We start from the raw sequence: 1,819 nt of genomic DNA, 5'->3' as shown, positions 1-1,819 counted from the left end.
GACTTTCGATCGCAGTCGCGATCGCTACACGGGTGGCGTGAACCACGTGATCCGCCGCTCGGGCCGCTGGCTCGTGATCTACCTGGCCGTGTTCATCGCGGTCGGCGTGATGTTCACGCGCCTGCCGAAGTCGTTCCTGCCCGATGAAGACCAGGGCTACATGTTCATGATCGTGCAGACGCCGTCAGGCTCGACGCAAGAGACGACCGGCAAGACGCTCGACAACATCAACACGTACCTGACGACCGCGGAGAAGGATGTGGTGGACTCGGTGTTCACGGTCAACGGCTTCAGCTTTGCGGGCCGCGGCCAGAACGCGGGCCTCGTGTTCGTGAAGCTGAAACCGTACGAGCAGCGCCAGCGTTCGGACCAGAAGGTGCAGGCGCTGATCGGCCGGACCTTCGCGCACTATTCGACGTACAAGGACGGGATGGTGATTCCGTTCAACCCGCCGTCGATTCCCGAACTCGGCACGGCCGCCGGCTTCGACTTCGAGCTGACGGACAACGCCGGTCTCGGCCACGAGGCGTTGATGGCCGCGCGCGGCCAGTTGCTCGGGATGGCCGCGAAGGATCCCGCGCTCGCGCTCGTGCGTCCGAACGGCCTGAACGACACGCCGCAGTACAAGGTCGACATCGATCGAGAGAAGGCGAATGCGCTCGGCGTGACGGCTGCGGCGATCGACCAGACGTTCTCGATCGCGTGGGCGTCGCAGTACGTGAACAACTTCCTCGATACCGACGGCCGGATCAAGAAGGTCTACGTGCAGTCGGACGCGCCGTTCCGGATGACGCCGGAGGACATGAACATCTGGTACGTGCGCAACAGTTCGGGCGGGATGGTGCCGTTCAGCGCGTTCTCGAGCGGCCACTGGATCTACGGCTCGCCGAAGCTCGAGCGCTACAACGGCGTGTCGTCGATCGAGATCCAGGGCCAGGCCGCGGAGGGCAAGTCGACCGGCCAGGCGATGGCCGCGATGGAAACGCTCGCGAACAAGCTGCCGGAAGGCATCGGCTACTCGTGGACGGGCCTGTCGTTCCAGGAAATCCAGTCCGGTTCCCAGGCGCCGATCCTGTACGCGATCTCGATCCTCGTCGTGTTCCTGTGTCTGGCGGCACTGTATGAAAGCTGGTCGATTCCGTTCTCGGTGATCATGGTCGTGCCGCTCGGCGTGGTGGGCGCGCTGCTCGCGACGATGTTGCGCGGCCTCGAGAACGACGTGTTCTTCCAGGTCGGCCTGCTGACGACCGTGGGCCTGTCCGCGAAGAACGCGATCCTGATCGTCGAGTTTGCGCGCGATCTGCAGGCGGCCGGGAACATGGGGCCGGTGCGCGCGGCGATCGAGGCGGCGCGCCTGCGGTTGCGTCCGATCCTGATGACGTCGCTCGCATTCATGCTCGGCGTGCTGCCGCTCGCGATCAGCAACGGCGCGGGTTCGGCCAGCCAGCACGCGATCGGTACCGGCGTGATCGGCGGGATGATCACGGCGACGTTCCTCGCGATCTTCATGATCCCGATGTTCTTCGTGCGGGTTCGCGCGATCTTCAGCGGCGAGACGGAAAACGTCGACGACGCATGGCGCCTCGTGCAGGCTGACCTGCAGCGCGGTCACGACGACGCACACGATTCGAAGGGACAGTAACGATGCAAAAACATGCTTTGACTGCAATCGCGGTCGCGCTCTTTGCCGCGGGCTGCACGATGGCGCCGCATTACACGCGCCCCGATGCACCCGTCGCGCAGGCGTACCCGGCCGGCGGCGTCTATGCGACGCAGCCGGGCGCTGCCGGCGCGCGCAGCGCGAACGGCCAGGCGGCGG

1 protein-coding gene and 1 pseudogene are annotated in these 1,819 nt (G+C 65.5%); both read left to right on the top strand.

What is annotated here, in order from left to right:
• Window positions 1-1,642, top strand: a 1,642-nt coding sequence (locus U5798_RS36765; RefSeq protein ID WP_322084864.1) for an efflux RND transporter permease subunit, incomplete at its 5' end; no start/stop codon positions are given.
• Window positions 1,643-1,644: 2 nt separating this feature from the next.
• Window positions 1,645-1,819: pseudogene (locus tag U5798_RS36760) on the top strand (multidrug transporter); the annotation flags it as partial.

The organism is Burkholderia sp. BCC1972 (genome assembly GCF_905339605.1).
Lineage (GTDB): Bacteria > Pseudomonadota > Gammaproteobacteria > Burkholderiales > Burkholderiaceae > Burkholderia.
This window is presented reverse-complemented; position numbering and strand designations above follow the sequence as displayed.